The organism is Novosphingobium beihaiense, assembly GCF_022832375.1.
GTDB classification, from domain to species: Bacteria; Pseudomonadota; Alphaproteobacteria; order Sphingomonadales; family Sphingomonadaceae; genus Novosphingobium; species Novosphingobium beihaiensis.
This window is the reverse complement of sequence record NZ_JALHLG010000005.1, coordinates 278,437-295,019: the sequence shown is the minus strand read 5'-3', so window position 1 is coordinate 295,019 and position 16,583 is coordinate 278,437. Positions and strand designations below refer to the sequence as shown.

16 protein-coding genes are annotated in these 16,583 nt (G+C 63.5%); 6 read left to right on the top strand and 10 right to left on the bottom strand.

Annotated elements, in window-relative coordinates; all coding sequences use genetic code 11:
- Positions 1 to 69: 69 nt before the first annotated feature.
- Together MTR66_RS05005 and MTR66_RS05000 are read right to left on the bottom strand one after the other, a co-directional pair.
- Positions 70 to 282 (bottom strand): cold-shock protein, encoded by a 213-nt coding sequence (locus MTR66_RS05005; RefSeq protein ID WP_243918422.1) that lies wholly within the window; start codon positions 280 to 282, stop codon positions 70 to 72.
- Between the two features lie 233 nt (positions 283 to 515).
- Complete coding sequence (locus MTR66_RS05000; protein ID WP_243918420.1) at positions 516 to 1,004, bottom strand: SH3 domain-containing protein; 489 nt, start codon at positions 1,002 to 1,004, stop codon at positions 516 to 518.
- Positions 1,005 to 1,084: 80 nt separating this feature from the next.
- Here MTR66_RS05000 and MTR66_RS04995 point away from each other — a divergent pair, with 80 nt between their 5' ends.
- The 3 genes from MTR66_RS04995 to MTR66_RS04985 all read left to right on the top strand — a co-directional run bounded on the left by MTR66_RS04995 (position 1,085) and on the right by MTR66_RS04985 (position 4,089).
- Positions 1,085 to 2,104: a 2-hydroxyacid dehydrogenase gene (locus MTR66_RS04995; RefSeq protein ID WP_243918418.1), complete on the top strand. Its 1,020-nt coding sequence runs from the start codon at positions 1,085 to 1,087 to the stop codon at positions 2,102 to 2,104.
- 127 nt (positions 2,105 to 2,231) lie between these two features.
- Complete coding sequence (locus MTR66_RS04990) at positions 2,232 to 3,536, top strand: ammonium transporter (RefSeq protein WP_243918417.1); 1,305 nt, start codon at positions 2,232 to 2,234, stop codon at positions 3,534 to 3,536.
- 31 nt (positions 3,537 to 3,567) lie between these two features.
- On the top strand, positions 3,568 to 4,089 hold the full coding sequence (locus tag MTR66_RS04985) for a DUF805 domain-containing protein (RefSeq protein ID WP_243918416.1): 522 nt from the start codon (positions 3,568 to 3,570) through the stop codon (positions 4,087 to 4,089).
- Between the two features lie 22 nt (positions 4,090 to 4,111).
- Here the strand turns inward: MTR66_RS04985 and MTR66_RS04980 are convergent, their stop codons facing one another.
- The 5 genes from MTR66_RS04980 to MTR66_RS04960 form a co-directional block, all read right to left on the bottom strand.
- Positions 4,112 to 5,518: an NAD(P)H-dependent flavin oxidoreductase gene (locus MTR66_RS04980; RefSeq protein ID WP_243918415.1), complete on the bottom strand. Its 1,407-nt coding sequence runs from the start codon at positions 5,516 to 5,518 to the stop codon at positions 4,112 to 4,114.
- Between the two features lie 51 nt (positions 5,519 to 5,569).
- Positions 5,570 to 6,307: a class I SAM-dependent methyltransferase gene (locus tag MTR66_RS04975; RefSeq protein WP_243918414.1), complete on the bottom strand. Its 738-nt coding sequence runs from the start codon at positions 6,305 to 6,307 to the stop codon at positions 5,570 to 5,572.
- 82 nt (positions 6,308 to 6,389) lie between these two features.
- On the bottom strand, positions 6,390 to 7,517 hold the full coding sequence (gene prfB, locus MTR66_RS04970) for a peptide chain release factor 2 (RefSeq protein ID WP_243918413.1): 1,128 nt from the start codon (positions 7,515 to 7,517) through the stop codon (positions 6,390 to 6,392).
- A gap of 127 nt (positions 7,518 to 7,644) precedes the next feature.
- Positions 7,645 to 8,190, bottom strand: coding sequence for a peroxiredoxin (locus tag MTR66_RS04965; RefSeq protein WP_243918411.1), 546 nt, complete (start codon positions 8,188 to 8,190; stop codon positions 7,645 to 7,647).
- Between the two features lie 62 nt (positions 8,191 to 8,252).
- Positions 8,253 to 8,483 carry a biotin/lipoyl-containing protein gene (locus MTR66_RS04960; RefSeq protein WP_243918409.1) on the bottom strand — a complete coding sequence of 77 codons (231 nt, stop codon included), beginning with the start codon at positions 8,481 to 8,483 and terminating at the stop codon, positions 8,253 to 8,255.
- A gap of 360 nt (positions 8,484 to 8,843) precedes the next feature.
- Here MTR66_RS04960 and MTR66_RS04955 point away from each other — a divergent pair, with 360 nt between their 5' ends.
- Together MTR66_RS04955 and MTR66_RS04950 are read left to right on the top strand one after the other, a co-directional pair.
- On the top strand, positions 8,844 to 9,728 hold the full coding sequence (locus MTR66_RS04955; RefSeq protein ID WP_243918407.1) for an SDR family NAD(P)-dependent oxidoreductase: 885 nt from the start codon (positions 8,844 to 8,846) through the stop codon (positions 9,726 to 9,728).
- Positions 9,729 to 10,085: 357 nt separating this feature from the next.
- Complete coding sequence (locus MTR66_RS04950; RefSeq protein WP_243918406.1) at positions 10,086 to 10,979, top strand: HpcH/HpaI aldolase/citrate lyase family protein; 894 nt, start codon at positions 10,086 to 10,088, stop codon at positions 10,977 to 10,979.
- A gap of 65 nt (positions 10,980 to 11,044) precedes the next feature.
- Here MTR66_RS04950 and MTR66_RS04945 read toward each other — a convergent pair whose 3' ends face one another.
- From MTR66_RS04945 to MTR66_RS04935, 3 genes are all read right to left on the bottom strand, one after another.
- The gene (locus MTR66_RS04945) at positions 11,045 to 12,433 is read right to left on the bottom strand and encodes a M28 family peptidase (protein ID WP_243918405.1); all 1,389 of its coding nucleotides are present in this window, start codon (positions 12,431 to 12,433) and stop codon (positions 11,045 to 11,047) included.
- 62 nt (positions 12,434 to 12,495) lie between these two features.
- The gene (locus MTR66_RS04940; RefSeq protein ID WP_243918404.1) at positions 12,496 to 14,034 is read right to left on the bottom strand and encodes a putative bifunctional diguanylate cyclase/phosphodiesterase; all 1,539 of its coding nucleotides are present in this window, start codon (positions 14,032 to 14,034) and stop codon (positions 12,496 to 12,498) included.
- A 16-nt stretch (positions 14,035 to 14,050) separates the two neighbouring features.
- Positions 14,051 to 14,602: a heme NO-binding domain-containing protein gene (locus MTR66_RS04935; protein WP_243918403.1), complete on the bottom strand. Its 552-nt coding sequence runs from the start codon at positions 14,600 to 14,602 to the stop codon at positions 14,051 to 14,053.
- A gap of 187 nt (positions 14,603 to 14,789) precedes the next feature.
- Between MTR66_RS04935 and ettA the strand changes: the two genes are divergently transcribed.
- Entirely contained in the window at positions 14,790 to 16,469 is a 1,680-nt protein-coding gene (gene ettA / locus MTR66_RS04930) for an energy-dependent translational throttle protein EttA (protein ID WP_243918402.1), read from the top strand.
- Positions 16,470 to 16,583 lie beyond the last annotated feature (114 nt).

Here is a 16,583-nt window from a genome sequence, read left to right as displayed (position 1 = left end):
TCCTATAGAACTTGCCGGAAACCCCATGCCGCCGCCCGAAAGCCGGGCGGCGGCACACGGCCTTGTCTATCAGTCCGCAGCGGACAGGTTGACGGCGCTTTCCTTGCCGTTACGGCCGCGCTCGACTTCGTAGTTGAGACGCTGATCCTTATCGAGCGAATGCATGCCAGCCGCCTGAACGGCGGAGATGTGCACGAAGCTGTCAGCCGAACCATCGTCGGGCTGGATGAAGCCATAGCCCTTGTCGGTGTTGAAGAACTTTACGGTGCCAGTCTTGGCCATGATGTGTTCCTTTCCAGAACAGAAGTTGCCCGCAGGCGAGAGTGCCGCACGGGCCGTGCGTCAAGTCGTCCGATGAAAGGAAAACGTCGTCTGGTTTACGCCGGGGCTGCATAGCGGCAAGCGGCGGTCGGCAAAGTTCGAAGTCCGTCGCAAATTTCGACGTCTGCGCGACGTTTATCTCACGAATTGCCGCTGCAAGCAAACTTCGCCCGAAATGCCAAGCGGGCCCAGCCTCAGGGCTCCCCGGTTCCCCATAGCGCGCCTGCACGCACGAAGCCCCGGTGGCCATCGGTATCGAATGCGCACCAGCCCTGTTTGCAATCCCCCAGTTGCCCCACGACACCGGGCTCTACACGCCAGAGCACCGGTGACGAGTCGCTGCCGCCAGCGCGCATCTCGACCGGCTCTTTGCCTTTCACGATGGCCCCGCGGCGGCGGGAAAGGAGCAAATCGCGCATCCAGCCCTTGTCGCCGTCCGGATCCTCTATCTGGCGCCAGGGGCCTTCGCGGCGGATGATTTTCACTGGCAGATGCTGCCTGCGGTATACCCAGTCGATCTTGTAGGTATGCCCCGGCCCCACCCGCATATTAGCCACATCGGCATCGATCGAGGCCCAATAGGGCACCTTGTCCTCGTCCGCAGCCCTCGCCGCCCCCGGAATCACGGCGGGGGCAAGCGCGCAAAGGGCCAGCAACGGCAGCATTGTCAGCAAACGCTTCATGGCCCGATCCTTACCTTGCGGCACGCGATCGCTTCAAGGCTTCTTGACCCGCACCCTGTGGAAGGCATAGCCGGTAGGACATGACCGCACCGGCAAGCGACACCTCCGCCCCCAATCGCCCGCACCGTCCGCGCGTGATCGTGACCCGAAGGCTGCTGCCCGAAGTCGAAGCGCGCATGACCGAGCTGTTCGATGTCACGCTCAATGGCAGCGACACGCCGATGACGCGCGATCAGCTCGCCGCCGCGATGCAGGACTGTGATGTGCTGGTACCCACCGTCACCGACTCAATCGATGCCGGGCTGATCGGACAGGCGGGCGAACGGCTTGGGCTGATCGCCAGTTTCGGTGCGGGCACCGAACATATCGATGTGGCCGCCGCCCGTTCGCGCAAGATCATGATCACCAATACGCCGGGTGTCTTTACCGACGATACCGCCGATCTGACGCTGGCGCTGATCATTCTCGTTTCGCGCCGGTTCAGCGAAAACGTTAAGGTTCTGCGCGAGGGCCAGTGGGCCGGCTGGGCGCCTTCCGCCATGCTAGGCCATTCGCTGATGGGCAAGACGCTGGGCATCGTCGGCATGGGCCGCATCGGCCAGGCCGTGGCCCACCGCGCCAGGGCCTTCGGCATGGATATCCGCTATCACAACCGGCATCGCCTGCCCCCTGCGCTGGAGAACATGTTTTCCGCCCGCTACGAGCCCGATCTCGACCGGCTGACGGCGGACGCGGACATTCTCACCCTGCACTGCCCGGGCGGGGCCGCGACGATGAACTTGTTCGATGCGCGGCGTCTTTCGCTGATGAAGCCCACCGCCTGCATCGTGAACACTGGCCGCGGCCAGCTGATCGACGAGGAAGCGCTGATCGCCGCCCTTTCCGAAGGCCGTATCGCCGGGGCCGGGCTCGACGTATTCGCCCGCGAACCGCAAATCGATCCGCGGCTGCTGAGCCTGCCCGGCCTTGTCGCCATGCCTCACCTGGGCAGCGCCACGTATGAAGGGCGCGGCGCAGCGGGCGAGCGTATCATTGCCAATATCCGCTTCTGGGTCGACGGTCACCGGCCGCCAGACATGGTCCTGCCCGACCTGCCCTGACCGGCCGCTGCCGTTTGGGCGAAGCCAACACCTGCAAATGCTTGTCTCCCCTTCGTTTCCTGCTCTAAGAGCTCCCGCAGGAGGAACCAGCGCCAGCGCAAAGCGCGGCCTGAAAGGGGGACATCGAATGACCAAGCAGCGTTTGCTGCCACTTGCCGCCGCATGGGCTCTCATGCCGGGCGCGGCTTTCGCACAGGACGGCCGGATCGACGTGGCCAACAGCGGCGATACGGCCTGGCTGCTCGCCAGTTCCGCGTTCGTCATGCTGATGGCCCTGCCCGGCCTTTCGCTGTTCTACGGCGGGCTGGTACGCACCAGGAATTTCCTGTCGGTGCTGATTCAGTGCGGCGCGGTAGCGGCCATGGCTTCGATCCTGTGGGTCGTCGCCGGCTATACGCTGAGCTTCGGTAACGTCACCAATGGCTGGCTGGGCAGCGGCAATGCCTGGATGCTGGTTTCACTGGGCAACGTGCGCGAAGGCACATCCGTGCCCGAAAGCGCCTTCGCGCTGTTCCAGATGACCTTCGCCGCGATCACGCCCGCGCTGATGATCGGCGCCTGGGTGGACCGTGCGAGATTCGGCTGGGTCGTGGCGTTCTGCTCCTTGTGGAGCCTGGTGGTCTATGCCCCCGTGGCGCACTGGATCTGGGGGGGCGGCTGGCTTTCCGCCAGTGTCGGCACGCTCGACTGGGCGGGCGGTATCGTCATTCACACGACGGCGGGCGTTTCGGCGCTGGTCGCTGCCGTTATGCTGGGCAAGCGTAAGGGTTTTCCGCAAACGCTGATGCTGCCGCACAGCCCCGCGCTGACGATGGCGGGCGCGGGCTTGCTGTGGGCGGGCTGGTTCGGCTTCAACGGCGGCTCCGCCCTTGCCGCCAATGATGATGCCGCCGCCGCGATCATCGCCACCCATGTGGCCGCGGCCACCGCAGCCATGGTCTGGCTGGGGGTGGAACGCCTCACGGTTGGTAAACCCACCGGCATCGGCTTTGCCACCGGCGCGATTGCGGGGCTCGCCACGGTGACACCGGCGGCAGGCTATATCTCACCCGGCGCCGCGATCCTGTTCGGCGCGGCGGGCGCGGTGGTGTGCTATTTCGCGATCCAGCTGGTGAAGCAGAAACTGCAGATCGACGATTCGCTCGACGTTTTCGCGGTGCACGGTGTCGGCGGCATGCTCGGATCGGTGTTGCTGGGCCTGTTCATGTCCGAAAGCCTGGGCGGCGTCGGCTACAGCGAAGGCATGAACATGGTGGCGCAGACAGCCGCGCAATTGATCGGCGTGGGCGTGACCATCATCTGGTCCGTGATCATGACCGTGATCCTGGCGCTGATGGCCTCCCTGGTCTTCCCGATGCGCGTGTCCGAGGATGCCGAGCGCGAAGGGCTCGACATCACCAGCCACGGTGAACGCGCCTGGGAATTCGATTGACAAGCGGCCCGCAGCAGCGGGAGATCGCTCCATGAGAGGCGAACTCCCGCTCTTCGGCCAGGCTATCAAACGTTCGTTCACGGCGGCTGGCCGCGCTCGGCGCACCGAGATCATCATCTATATCGTCGGCTCGCAGCTGCTGTTTTCGATTCTGGCCGGACTGGGCGGCCTGTTCCTTGCAGATGATGCGCTTGGCTGGGTACGCTTTGCCACGTCCTATCTCCCGATCATCCCCCTCTTCGCGCTTTCCGCGCGCCGCCTGCACGACTTCGGGCAAAGCGGGAAATGGACGGCATTGCTCGGCCTCGTTGTGGCCAGAAACCTTGGCCTCGATCTCGCACTGCGTCTTGGCGGCTGGGAAGCCCGCGCCATGATCGAGAGCCCGCTTTCCTACGTCGACTGGCTGTTCTTCCTGCCCTTCGCATGGCTTTACATCACCCTGTTGATCGCGCCCGGCAGCAAGAGCGCGAACCGCTACGGCCCCGATCCGCGCGAAGACGCAGCAGGCACAAACAAAACGGCCGGTCCGGGCAATCCCGAACCGGCCGCCTGAACTCTCGTCCGAACCGGGGCGATCAGTCGCCCGTCAGGATGCGGTCCACCAGTTCCTTGACCGTTGGCGTGAAGCCGTTGGAATAGAACGGGTCCTGCTTGAACTTGAAGGCCGCGTGGCCTGCAAACATCAGGTTCTGATCGACCGGGCCGCCGTGGGCGATGTCCTGCAGCGTCTTCTGGATGCAGAAGCTGCGCGGGTCTGCCAGACGGCCGGTGGTGTAATCGTCATGGTCCTTCCACGACGAGAAGCCGCAGTGTGACAGGCAGCCCATGCAGTCGGCCTGATCCTGACGGATAAGATCGCGTTCCTCGGGCGAGACGAAGATAATCGTATCGTCGGGCGTGCGCAGGCCATCGGTAAACCCTTGCGCCGACCATGCGCGGGCACGATCCAGATCCTTGGGCGCGACCCAGAAGTTCTTGCCCTTCACCCCGACGTCGAGCCGCACGGTATGCTCGCCCGCCTCAACCTTGGAATAGGGAATCTGGCGGTCGGAGCGCGCTTCCAGATTGCGCAGGAACGGGTTGCGCACGGCCGAGGAATAGAAGCCCGTCGGCGAGAAACGGTGCAGCAGCACGTCGCCCGGCTCCAGCGTGCGCAAGTGGTCCTTCCACGCCTGCGGAATCGGGCTTTCGTGCGTCAGCAGCGGCCGGGTACCGAACTGGAAAGCGATGTTGCCCAGTTCGGGATTGTCGATCCAGTCGTTCCAGTCGCGCAGATACCACACGCCGCCCGCCATGATGATCGGCACATCGTCGGAAATGCCTTCCTTGCGCATCACATCGCGCAGCGCCTTGACGCGCGGATAGGGATCTTCCGGCTTGAGCGGATCTTCCGCGTTGGACAAGCCGTTGTGGCCGCCCGCCAGCCAGGGATCTTCATAGACCACCGCAGCCATGAGGTCCGAAACCTTGTGATAGGCCCGCTTCCACAGCGCACGGAAGGCTCGGCCCGAGCTGACGATCGGCAGGTAGTTCACATTGAACCGCGCGGCGATCTCGGAAAGCTTGTAGGGCATGCCCGCACCGCAGGTAACACCGGTGACGAGGCCTCTGGTCTTTTCCAGCACGCCTTCCAGCACTTGCTGGGCGCCGCCCATTTCCCACAGGACGTTGATGTTGATCGCGCCTTTTCCGCTCGCGATGTCATAGGCGCGGCGCACCTGTTCCACCGCGCCATCGATGGCGTAGCGGATCAGTTCCTCGTGGCGTTCCTTGCGGGTCAGTGCGTTATAGACCTGTGGAATGATCTTGCCTTCGGCATCGTAGCTGTCGGCATTGACCGCGCTGACCGTACCGATTCCCCCGGCCGCGGCCCAGGCGCCGGAGCTCATGTGGTTGGTCGCGGCCACGCCCTTGCCGCCCTCGATCAACGGCCAGACTTCGCGTCCGCCATAGACAATCGGCTTGAGACCCTTGAAACTCATAATGTCTTTCGTCTTTCCCCTGGCCCTGCCCTCAGCCGCAGCCTGTGAATGTCAATCCGCTCGCGTGCCCCCCGGCACACGGCAGGGTGTAATCTTTTCCGGCGCCGGCCGCGTACCCACGGCTTCGAATTGCGCATAATAGCCCTGCAACTCCGGCTTACGGACAAATTCCGTCAAACGAAAGCCCACCGAAGCCATTTCGCAGAAGAGAAGTGCAGGCGGAATGCCGTGCGCACCCGTCGCGCGGTCACTTTCAACCACGATCACCTTGCCGTCAGGGCGCAGCGCCGGGCGCAGCCGCCACAGGAAGGCATAGGGCTCTGCCACCTCATGATACATGTGCACCATGAAGATGCGATCGAAACTTCGGGGCGGCAGACTGGGATCGGCGCCGGTGCCGAGTTTGATCGAGACGTTTTCCAGCCCTTCGCGCATCACCCGCGTGCCGAGCGCTTCGGTCACCTGCGGATCGATATCCTCGGCCAGCACCCGGCCTTTGGGGCCGACCTGAGCGGAAAGGCGCACGGTATAGTAGCCGCCGCCCGCACCGATATCGGCGACGGTCATCCCCGGCTCGATACCGGCAAGGTCCATCACCGCCTTGCCTTCGCCCAGACGGTCGCGATCCTCTTCGGTTCCGAACGATGCACCGGTCACCTGGGAGAACGGCCGGTCCGCCGCCGGAAAGTCGCGCGCGCCCGGCGCGCGGCCATCGTCGGCCACGCGTTGCTCACAGGCGCAAAGCGCCAGCATCAGAACAACGGGAACTAAGGCGCGGTGCGCGAACATGCGGCCCTTTAGCGCTTCACCCTGCACTTGGCAAAATTCCGGATCACCCTGTCCCCCGCAAACGGGGGCGGGCAGACAAGCCTCAATCGACGTCTTCGACCTCGACCTTCTCACCTGTCACCCGCTGCGAAAGCGCGGCGGCCATGAACGGATCGAGTTCGCCGTCCAGCACATCGTCCGGCGCCGTCGAGACGACGCCCGTGCGCAAGTCCTTCACCTGCTGGTAGGGCTGCAGCACGTAGGAGCGGATCTGGTGGCCCCAGCCAATATCGCTCTTGCTGGCATGTTCGGCGCTGGCGGCTTCCTCGCGCTTGCGCATTTCCTCTTCGAACATGCGCGATTTGAGCATGCCCATGGCAATTTCGCGGTTCTTGTGCTGCGATCGGTCGATCTGGCTGGCCACCACGATGCCCGAAGGCTGGTGGGTGATACGCACGGCCGAGTCCGTCGTGTTGACGTGCTGCCCGCCCGCGCCCGAAGCGCGATAGGTATCGATCTTCAGATCGGCCGGATTGATGTCGATCTCAAAGGTATCGTCGATCACCGGATAGACCCAGACCGACGAGAAACTGGTGTGGCGGCGCGCCGAGCTGTCATAGGGGCTGATGCGCACCAGCCGGTGCACGCCGCTTTCGGTCTTCGCCCAGCCATAGGCGTTCTCGCCCTTGATCAGCAGCGTGCAGCTCTTGATGCCCGCAGCCTCACCGGCGTGGTATTCCACCAGCTCGACCTTGTAGCCCTTGCGCTCACCCCAGCGGGTATACATGCGCTGGAGCATCTCAGCCCAGTCCTGACTCTCGGTGCCGCCCGCGCCCGCGTGGACTTCCAGGTAGGTATCGTTGGCATCGGCCTCGCCCGACAGCAGCGCCTGCACCTTGTCGCGGTCGGCCCGTTCCGCCAGCGCGGCCAGGGTTTCGAGCCCCTCGTTGATAGTGGCCTCGTCCTCTTCCATCTCGCCCAGTTCGACGAACTCGACGGCATCGGCCATTTCAGCGCTGATATCGTTGACCGCCCCGATCGAGGCTTCCAGCCGCCGCCGTTCGCGCATGACCGCTTCGGCTTCCTTCGGCTTGTCCCAGAGCGTGGGGTCCTCGACGCGCGCGTTCAGCTCGTCGAAACGGCGCAGCGCGCGCTCCCAGTCCAGCGATTTGCGGACGAGCGCGAGGGCCTTTTCGATGCGGTCAATATGGGCCTGCCCTTCGGCACGCATGATAGGAACTCCAGTGAAGCAGCAGCGGCCCTGCCCGGCACCCGATGGATGGGCACGCGAACAAGGTCCGTGCGGAAAGCGACGCCCTTACCCGGCAAGGGCGGTGCGTTTCAAGTGCAGCGTGATGTCAGCGCTTGGCCGCGAGTTTCTTCACTGCCGCCAGCGTGAGCTTCATATGGTCGCGATAGTCCATGTCGGAATGGACCATGGTGATTGTGCCATCCTGCGCGATCACATAGCTGGTGCGCTTGGTCATGGCCGTGGACAAGCCCGGCCGCGACAGCGCCACATCGAAGCCCTTGATGATCTGTGGCGAGGCAACCCCTACGGCGAACTTGTCGCGGCATTCCTCGGTGGAGAATTTCCGCAAGGTCGGCAGATCGTCCGCTGACAGACCGACTACCGTTGCGCCCATCGCCGCGAAATCGGCCGTGGCTTCAGCAAAGGCGTGGGCTTCTGCCGTGCAGCCTGCCGTAAAGGCCTTCGGAAAAAAGTACACGACCACCGGGCCCTGCCGCAGGTTCTGGCGCAGGCTAAAGCGCATGGTCTTGCCCCCCAGTGCCACGGACGTGCGGAACATCGGGGCCTTGGTCCCGACAGGCAGGTCCGCGAAAGCGGCCGCAGGAAGGAAAAGCGCGGAAAGCGCGGCGATCGGGATCAACAGTTTGCGCATAACCGCAACCTGTACCGGCTGAACGGGATTGTCCAGCCGGTATGGACAGTTACGTCAGGTTCTTACTCGATATAGCCGAGCACGGTGCCGACTTCGTAGGTTTCGCCGGTCTGCGCGGCGATCTTGAGCGTGCCGGAAGCCGGAGCCTCAACTTCGTTGGTCGACTTGTCGGCCTCAAGCGAGAACAGCGGCTGGCCTTCGGTTACCTGATCGCCGTCCTTGACGAGCCATTCGGCGATCTGGCCCTCTTGCATCGAGAAACCGATCTTCGGGAGCAGGATTTCAACGGCCATGGTATTCTGGATCCTCCATCGGCCGGCTGGCACGGGCACACGCGTTTCGCGCATCCGTGGCGCCGGTTGTTACCTCCAGATGCCTAGCGCAAAGGTTCGCGCAGGCAAGAGGCAGCCGCCCGTGGCGCTTTCACGGCGAATCCTTTTCGCGCGGGCGATGGAATCGCCCGGTCTGCGCGGGCGCGGCGCAAAGCCCTCATGCGGTTCATCCCGTCCGGAAACGCACTCGCCCCGGAAGATATCGACTGCGGGTGCCATTTCGCGGTAGATGCGCTGACGAACGGCGCAAGGCTTCGATCATGAAAGGCGCGCCGGACCGTATCGGACGAAGGCAACACGAACCCGATCGAGGAGAGGACAATGACGCAGACTGCACCCCTGCCCGCATCCCCGCGCTCCGTCGTGATTACCGGCGCCAGTTCCGGCATCGGCAAGGCCACTGCCGAGGCTTTCGCCCACATGGGCTGGCACGTGATCGGCACAGGCCGCACTCCGGAACGCTGCGCCGATGCCGAAGAAGAAATCCGCGCCGTCGCGGCGAAAGGCGCGCGGATCGATTTCCTGCGCGGCGACTTTTCCGAAATGGCCGATGTACGGCGCGTGGCCCGGGAAATCTCCGGCCTGACCAGCCGCGTGCATGTGCTGATCAACAATGCAGGCGGCGTGCGCGACAGCCTCTACCGCACGTCCGAGGGACTGGAGGCGACATTCGCGGCCAATCACCTGGCCCCGTTCCTGCTGACGCGCGAGCTTCTGCCCCTGCTGGAACAGGCCGCGCAAGATTCCCCCAAAGGCTCTGTGCGCGTAATCGCGGTATCCTCCAGCGGCCACATGGGCTGCCCGGCAATGAACTGGGACGATCTGATGATGTTCGGCGATTTTGCCGCAACGGCCGCCTATTGCCAGGCGAAGCTGGCGAATCTGCTGTTCACCCGCGAGCTCGACCGCAAGCTCGCCGGAAAGGGCATTGTCGCCCATGCCATGCATCCGGGCCGTGTCGGAACGAACTTTGCCAGTCATGGCGACGAGACGTTGCGCTCTCACATGGCTGCGGCGCCCTGCATCCCGCCCGAATCCCCTGCCCGAACCATCGTGTGGATGGCTACCGCTCCTGATCTGGGATGTGGCGGCGGCCGCTATTTTCACGACCTCGCCGAAGCGGAACCTGCCCCACAGGCCCGCGACGACGAGGCCGCGAAACGTCTCTGGGCCGAAAGCGAGCGCATTCTCGCCACTCTCGGCTGAGCCCCCTGCTACGATAAACATCGCCCCCGCAAGTTCCGGAGGAGCCAGAACGGCGCGAGGGCGATAAGGTGCGACCCGAAGGGATCGTAGAGAGAGAAGAACAGCGGCGGCCTGAAATCTTGTCAAAGACCTCCGTGCTCGATGACTCATGTAATAATGCAAGATGCAAACGATTGCAATAACAACTCGAAGCCGCATCGGCGAGAATTTACACCAGTTTGGAACTATTCCCGCGATCTCTCAGGCTAACAGTTTGAAGCCAAGGCAGGTTTCCTTTCTGAAAGAGAAGCCTGTCCCGCGCTTGACCCGGCTGTGGCCGCCACGCCAAGGGGACACAAACCCGAAAGGATGTGCCCCATGCCGATTGCGCCGATTGCGCCCGCCGCTCCCGAACGCCCCCGCCGCAGCGCGCTCTACCTGCCAGCGTCCAATGCCAAGGCGATTGCCAAGGCCCGCACGCTGCCCTGCGATGTCGTCGTGCTCGATCTTGAGGATGCCGTCGCACCCGCGATGAAGGCAGAAGCCCGCACGGCCGCTATTGCTGCCGTGGAAGAAGGCGGCTTCGGCCACCGCGAAGTGGCGATCCGCGCCAATGGCATCGACACCGAATGGGGGGCGGACGATCTGGCTGCCATCGCCGGCTCCAGGGCCGACGCGGTGCTGGTGCCCAAGGTCAGCTGCACCCAAGACATCGGCCGCTATGAGGAAGCGCTGGAAAAGGCCCCTTCCACGATGCAGCTATGGGCCATGATCGAAACTTGCGAGGCGGTGTTCAACCTCAAGGAAATCGCGGCGATGGCCCCGGCCTCGCGCCTCTCGCTGTGGATCATGGGCACCAACGATCTGGCCAAGGAAATGCGCGCGCAGCTGACGCCGTGCCGTACCCCCTTCCTGCCCTTTCTCTCGATGGCCGTCGCGGCCGCCCGCGCGCACGGCGTCACCATCCTTGACGGCGTATGTAACGAATTCCGCGATCTGGATGTGTTCGAGGCCGAGGCCCGGCAAGGCCTGATGTTCGGCTTCGACGGCAAAAGCCTGATCCATCCCGCGCAAGTCGAACCTTGCAATGCAGTGTTCAGCCCGGGCGAAGCGGATCTGGCCTGGGCCCGCGCCGTAATCGAGGCGTTCGGGCAGCCGGAAAACCAGGGTAAGGGCGCAATCCGGGTTGAGGGCAAAATGGCCGAACTACTCCACCTCGAACAGGCGAAGCGGCTGGTGGCCGTGGCGGAACGGATCGCCGAAAGGGGCTAGGCTCGGGAGCTTTCAGGAACCCGCCAGCCCCATTGCACAGGGGCCGCGGGTTGCCTGTTTCGGGATCAGTCCTCGCCATTGACGCCCTTGGCGATCTTGCCCGGCTCGTTGGCGATCACCTGGAACACCTTAGTCCAGGCATCGACATTCTGCTGCAGCGCCGCCGGATCGACCTTGTCGAGCGTATCGTCAGGCGTGTGGTGCAGATCGAAATAGTGCGTGCCGTCCTGGCCGAGATCGACCACCGCCAGATTCTGCTGACGGATGATCGCGCTGACATCGGCCCCGCCTTCGACTGGCCCGCGGTGCGGAACGATCCCCATCGGCCAGAGCGCGGCGTCGATCTTGTCCGCCAGCGCCTTGTCCGCAGGCGCGAAGTTGTTCTTCACCTGCCACACGCGATCCGCGCCGAAATCGCTTTCCATCGCAACCGCGTGCGGCTCCTTGCCGTGAACTTCGGCATAGTGCGCACCGCCGCCGTCGCCCATACCCATTTCCTCATTGCCCGACCAGAGCACGCGGATCGTGCGCAGGGGCTTGCCGCCCTTCTGCGCGGCCAGTGCGGCCGCCGTGATGATGCCGCAGCCAGACGCATCGTCGATCGCACCCGTGCCGAGATCCCACGAATCGAGATGGCATGCGGCCAGCACGATCGGCAGCGAGGGGTCGCGCCCCGGAAGCTCCGCCACGACATTACCCGAAGGCGCGCTGGGGAACGGCTTGCCCAGCAGCGTCATGTCGATCTGCATCGGCCCTGCCTTGCCTGCGGCCTGACGCTCCGCGATGCGGGCGATCAGGTCGGCATCGGGATTGGAAACCGCACCTGCCGGGATCGGCGTCACGCCCTTGGCCCATACGGTGGAGCCGGTATGCGGATCGCGATTGCTGTCCGTCCCTGCCGAGCGGATGACGATGCCAGCCGCCCCCTTCTGCGAGGCGATCGAGGGGCCCTTCCGCCGCACATTGCCGTATGGGCCATAGCCGGAACCATCCTGCGTGCGGCGCATGGCATGATCGACGAATGCAATCTTGCCCTTGAGCGATCCGTCCGGCACGGCCTCCAGCGCGGCAAGCGTCGGGAAATAGACCATCTCCGCCTTCAGTCCTCCGGCGGGCGTGGGCACTGAAAAGCCAAGTGCGGTAATCGCCAGCGGCTGCGGGTACGGCGCCGTCAGCCGCGCATGTTCCGGCCCGCGCTGCCAGGCGTTGGTGCGAAACGGCTCGATCTTCACATTGCTGAAGCCCAGCGCCTTGAGCTTCGACTCTGCCCAGGCGCGCGCCCGCGCTTCCGCATCGGACCCGGCGATGCGCGGCCCGATCTCAGTCGTCAGACCTTCGACAATATCCCAGGCAACCCCGCTGCCCTGCTGGGGCGTAGCGGTGGCCATGGTGGCGGTGAAGGGAAGTGTGGCGATGGCGGCGAGCAGCGCCGCATGGGAGGATGTGCGAACCATGGACGGGATGGGTAGCGCGCAGAAGCGGGCTTGCCAACGGGCAATGCAGACACGGCAGGGAGTTAAAGCTGCCCCCCGGATGCGGAGCGCTTTCCGGCTCCGCCCCCTGCTTCGAACGAAGATTGGCCGGGCGGTTGGATCAGACTGTCCGGGCGGCCGAAAAGATAGCCCTGACCGAAATCGCACCCCAGAGCGCGCAGAACTTCGCTTTGCTGTATCGTCTCTACACCTTCAGCGATCACATCCAGCTTGAGCGAATGGGCCAGATCGATCATGGCCTTGACGATCGTTTGCGATTCATCGCTTTCGAACAAGTCCGCCACAAACGTCTGATCGATCTTGAGCGTATGAAACGGCAAACGGTTCAGCGTCAGCAGGTTTGAATACCCCGTTCCGAAATCGTCGACGGCGAACTGCACACCCCAGTCATTCAGACGCTTCATCACTCTGCGTGTGACACTCATGTCTACCACAAGCGTATGTTCGGTCAGTTCGAGCTTGAGTTGATCGGGCCTGATCCCCGCTTCGTTGCAACAGGCAAGGATGAAGCCGGCCAGTTGCTTGTCCCGCAGATCGTGATCCGCCAGGTTGATGGAAACCCATGCCAGTTCGCCGCTTCGCAGCAGCGGCCCCGCCTTTTTCAGACTGGTTCTGATGATCTGGCACGTCAGGTGCGAAAGCAGGTTGCGGTCTTTCGCCACGCTCAGGATATCGATCGGGTTTATCCAGCCCAGCCGGGGATGGCACCAGCGCAACAGGGCCTCGGCCCCGCAGACCGCGCGCGTCTCCAGATCGACGATGGGCTGGAAGAAGACATCGGTTCCGTTTTCCTGGAGGACCGCCTCCAGATCTCCGCCCAGTTCGCGCCGCCGCTTGTAATCGCTGGCCATCCGCGTTTCGAAAGACACGGCATGCCCCCGCCCTCTCGCCTTTGCCTCGTACAAGGCGAAGTCCGCGAAGGTAAAAAGCTCCTTGGCGGTCGAGGCATCGCGGGGGCAACTGGCGATGCCTGCGGAGGCTCCGCTGAACAACTGCTGATCGCCGAACGGGATTGGCGCCTGCGCGGCTTCCACAAGCTGCCGGGCCAGCCGTTCAATAGCAGTACTATCCTGTTCACCGCGCAACAGAACCGCGAATTCGTCGCCGCCCAGGCGCGCAGCCAGGCCGGGCGCCTCCACATGAGCTTGAAGCCGCTGCGCGATGGTCTTCAGCACAGTGTCTCCAGCCATGTGGCCGAAGGTATCGTTGATCACCTTGAAATCATCGAGATCGACCAGGATCAGGGTACACACCTCTTCTCCGCGCCGGCACGCCTCAACGGCCACATCGATCTTGCGCGAAAACAGCAAGCGATTGGCCAGTTGCGTCAGATAGTCCTTTTCCGCCAGTTCGACGGCGCGCTCCCGCTCGGCTTCCAGTTCCGTGGTGCGCCTCAGAACCCGGGCTTCCAGCGTCGCATTCAGGGCCGACAATTCCTGATTGGCGGCAAACAGCTCAAGGCTCTTCTTTTCCAGCAGATCTTCGGCGGATTTGCGCGCCTTGCGTTCGCGCTCCACCCGCCGTTCCATCCGCTCCAGGTGCTTGGCCTGTTCCGCTGACATTCCCGCAGCCCCGGACTCAGTTCTGCGGCTGCCGGATGACAACGATATCCACGAACGGGCCATCGGTGTCCTCGCCAGGTTCGCGAGTAACCGTCACGCTGTCGTTGTAGTAAGCGGCAGAAGACACGATCAGCCCTGCCGCCAGCTCGTCGAGGTTCCGCGGGCTCCTGTACCGCAGGCGTGCAGCCTCCGGTGAGCGTTCAACCATGACAAGACTGGGAAGCTCCGCATCGGGATAGAGCTTCTTGACCTCCACGTGGATGTGGCTTTCGACACTCTCCAGGAAATCGAACAGATTAGCTTTCTCCTGGAAAAAGCTTTCGAATTTCCCGGAAAAACCTGTTCCCAGCGAAATGCCGAAGCGGTGAACGAGGTCAGCAGCAGGCGTCTGCGTAAGCGACGACAATGCCGCGATCAGCGCCCCCATCTCGGCATGGTCGTAAGTACCGACCGAGGTATAGGCGCCGCCGCTGGGAACCTCGCTTCTCTCGATCATGTCTTCAAGCACATCGACACCGAACGCGCTCTCCACATGCTCCAGAAATTCCGTGAAAACGATACCCTTCATGCACTCTTCTGCCTGGCCCTGGAATCCAGCGAACCTTATGGCGCCGACAGATCATGGAATCCTTAAACCGGTCCTAGTGTCATAACCCTGCCGGACTTCCCTCCGCCGCCCTTGGCAATCCCCGCCCTGCCCTGTAGAGCGGCGCGCAAGCTATCCCAACACGCCAGATCACATCCAGAGGAACCCGATGGCCGCGCAATACGCCTATGTCATGAAGGGCATGACCAAGACTTTCCCCGGCGCCCAGAAGCCGGTGCTTTCCGACATCAACCTGCAGTTCTATCAGGGCGCCAAGATCGGCATCGTCGGCCCGAACGGCGCCGGCAAGTCCACCCTGATGAAGATCATGGGCGGCATCGATACCGATTTCACCGGCGAAGCCTGGCCGGGCGAGAACATTTCGGTCGGCTACCTGCCGCAGGAACCGCAGCTCGATCCCACCAAGACCGTGCTCGAAAACGTCAAGGACGGCGCGCGCGAGACGGCGGACATGATCGACCGCTTCAACGAGATCTCCATGATCATGGGCGATCCGCCGGAAGACTGCGATTTCGATGCGCTCATGGCCGAAATGGGCGAGCTGCAGGACAAGATCGACGCGGTCGACGGCTGGACGCTCGACAACCAGCTCGAAGTGGCGATGGAAGCGCTGCGCTGCCCGCCGTCGGACTGGCCGGTGGAAAGCCTCTCGGGCGGTGAGAAGCGCCGCATCGCCCTCACCCGCCTGCTGATCCAGAAGCCCGACATCCTGCTGCTGGACGAACCGACCAACCACCTCGACGCGGAGTCCGTGGACTGGCTGGAACATCACCTCGCCGAATACCACGGCGCCGTGCTGATGATCACCCACGACCGCTACTTCCTCGACAATGTGGTGGGCTGGATCCTCGAACTCGACCGCGGAAAGTACTTCCCTTACGAGGGCAACTACTCGACCTACCTCGAAAAGAAGGCCAAGCGCCTTGAGCAGGAAGACCGCGAGGCGAGCGGCCGCCAGAAGGCGATCAAGGACGAGCTGGAGTGGATCCGCGCCGGCGTCAAAGGCCGCCAGACCAAGTCCAAGGCCCGTATCCGCAAGTTCGAGGAACTGCAGAACGCGCAGGAAACCCGCACGCCGGGCAAGGCCCAGATCGTCATCCAGGTGCCCGAGCGCCTGGGCGGCAAGGTTATCGAGGCCAAGGGCATTTCCAAGGCCTTTGGCGACAAGCTGCTGTTCGAGGACCTTTCGTTCATCCTGCCGCCGGGCGGCATCGTCGGCGTGATCGGCCCGAACGGCGCGGGTAAATCCACGCTGTTCAAGATGCTGACCGGGCAGGAACAGCCCGATACCGGCACGATCGAGATCGGCCAGACCGTGCATCTGGGCTATGTCGACCAGAACCGCGATCACCTCGACGACAAGCACAACGTCTGGGAGGAAATCTCCGACGGGCTCGATTACATGAAGGTCAACGGCCACGACATGTCGACGCGCGCCTATGTCGGCGCCTTCAACTTCAAGGGTCAGGACCAGCAGAAGAACGTCGGCAAGCTCTCGGGCGGTGAACGCAACCGCGTGCACCTCGCCAAGATGCTCAAGCAGGGCGGCAATGTGCTGCTGCTGGACGAACCGACCAACGACCTCGACGTGGAAACGCTGGGCGCGCTGGAAGAAGCGATCGAGAACTTCGCGGGCTGCGCCGTGGTGATCTCGCACGACCGCTTCTTCCTCGACCGTCTGGCCACGCACATCCTCGCTTTCGAAGGCAACAGCCACGTCGAATGGTTCGAAGGCAACTTCGAAGCCTACGAAGAGGACAAGCGCCGCCGTCTGGGCGATGCCGCCGACCGTCCTACCGCGCTGGCCTACAAGAAGCTGACGCGCTGATGAAAGCGGCGTGCGTCCGGCCCCGCTGCGCCGGGCGCACGCCCGCATCATTCAGACAAAATAACAGAATTATGAACAGGAACCTGTAAACCGGTTCACCTTTAAGTCAGCGCC

What these genes read in the sequence shown, in the direction of transcription:
- MTR66_RS04975 (WP_243918414.1), bottom strand. Translation starts at nt 6,307, where the DNA reads ATGTTCGCGCACCGCGCCTTAGTTCCCGTTGTTCTGATGCTGGCGCTT.
- MTR66_RS04980 (WP_243918415.1), bottom strand. Translation starts at nt 5,518, where the DNA reads ATGAGTTTCAAGGGTCTCAAGCCGATTGTCTATGGCGGACGCGAAGTC.
- MTR66_RS04960 (WP_243918409.1), bottom strand. Translation starts at nt 8,483, where the DNA reads ATGGCCGTTGAAATCCTGCTCCCGAAGATCGGTTTCTCGATGCAAGAG.
- MTR66_RS04955 (WP_243918407.1), top strand. Translation starts at nt 8,844, where the DNA reads ATGACGCAGACTGCACCCCTGCCCGCATCCCCGCGCTCCGTCGTGATT.
- ettA (WP_243918402.1), top strand. Translation starts at nt 14,790, where the DNA reads ATGGCCGCGCAATACGCCTATGTCATGAAGGGCATGACCAAGACTTTC.
- MTR66_RS04985 (WP_243918416.1), top strand. Translation starts at nt 3,568, where the DNA reads ATGAGAGGCGAACTCCCGCTCTTCGGCCAGGCTATCAAACGTTCGTTC.
- MTR66_RS05005 (WP_243918422.1), bottom strand. Translation starts at nt 282, where the DNA reads ATGGCCAAGACTGGCACCGTAAAGTTCTTCAACACCGACAAGGGCTAT.
- MTR66_RS05000 (WP_243918420.1), bottom strand. Translation starts at nt 1,004, where the DNA reads ATGAAGCGTTTGCTGACAATGCTGCCGTTGCTGGCCCTTTGCGCGCTT.
- MTR66_RS04995 (WP_243918418.1), top strand. Translation starts at nt 1,085, where the DNA reads ATGACCGCACCGGCAAGCGACACCTCCGCCCCCAATCGCCCGCACCGT.
- MTR66_RS04950 (WP_243918406.1), top strand. Translation starts at nt 10,086, where the DNA reads ATGCCGATTGCGCCGATTGCGCCCGCCGCTCCCGAACGCCCCCGCCGC.
- MTR66_RS04990 (WP_243918417.1), top strand. Translation starts at nt 2,232, where the DNA reads ATGACCAAGCAGCGTTTGCTGCCACTTGCCGCCGCATGGGCTCTCATG.
- MTR66_RS04945 (WP_243918405.1), bottom strand. Translation starts at nt 12,433, where the DNA reads ATGGTTCGCACATCCTCCCATGCGGCGCTGCTCGCCGCCATCGCCACA.
- MTR66_RS04935 (WP_243918403.1), bottom strand. Translation starts at nt 14,602, where the DNA reads ATGAAGGGTATCGTTTTCACGGAATTTCTGGAGCATGTGGAGAGCGCG.
- MTR66_RS04940 (WP_243918404.1), bottom strand. Translation starts at nt 14,034, where the DNA reads ATGTCAGCGGAACAGGCCAAGCACCTGGAGCGGATGGAACGGCGGGTG.
- MTR66_RS04965 (WP_243918411.1), bottom strand. Translation starts at nt 8,190, where the DNA reads ATGCGCAAACTGTTGATCCCGATCGCCGCGCTTTCCGCGCTTTTCCTT.
- prfB (WP_243918413.1), bottom strand. Translation starts at nt 7,517, where the DNA reads ATGCGTGCCGAAGGGCAGGCCCATATTGACCGCATCGAAAAGGCCCTC.